The 666-nt window shown below is 74.2% G+C and carries 1 protein-coding gene; it reads right to left on the reverse strand.

Going from position 1 to position 666, the window contains the following annotated elements; translation table 11 throughout:
- A partial coding sequence (locus N801_RS19105; RefSeq protein ID WP_035940999.1) for a CopD family protein occupies positions 1-666 on the reverse strand: 666 nt, incomplete at both ends.

Here is a 666-nt window from a genome sequence, read left to right on the forward strand (position 1 = left end):
GTCCTGCTGAGGACCGCCCCGAGCCCGAAGGCGGCCGCCATGAGGGCGAGCTCGACGAGGACGAGCCGCGCGAAGCCGCTGCCGTCCCGCTCGATGCTCGCGATGACGCGGCGGCGCTGCTGCCAGCCCATGAACCCGAGGGTGACGAGGATGAGCACCTTCGCCACGACCATGGCGCCGTAGGCGGAGGCGACGCCGTCGAGGGAGCCGAGCCGGATGACCGCCTGCTGGAGGCCGGTGAGCGCGACCGCGGCGTACGCCCACCCGGCGAGCACGGAGTAGCGCCGCACGGTGGCCCCGAGGTCGGAGCCGATGCGCGGCTGCATGACGGCGATGGCGAGCAGGCCCCCGACCCAGACGGTCACCCCGACGAGGTGCACCCCGAGCGAGTTCACGGCGTCCTCGTGGCTGGCGCTGCCCGCGGAGTGGCCGGTCAGCGCGACGATGACGATGCCGGCCAACGCCAGCGCGGCCAACCACGCGTATGCCGCCCGCGACCGGGCCAGCAGCGCACCGCTCGTCACGACGAGGGCGACCCCCGTGCTGATCGACAGCACGCGGGTCACCTCGAGCGACCAGGCGAAGGTGAGGAACTGCCGCGCCAGCTCCGCGTCGCCGAGGCGCAGGCCGGCGAGGGAGGCGAAGGTGAGGAAGGTGCCGAGCCCG

The sequence above is a fragment of the Knoellia aerolata DSM 18566 genome (assembly GCF_000768695.1).
Classification (GTDB): Bacteria; Actinomycetota; Actinomycetes; order Actinomycetales; family Dermatophilaceae; genus Knoellia; species Knoellia aerolata.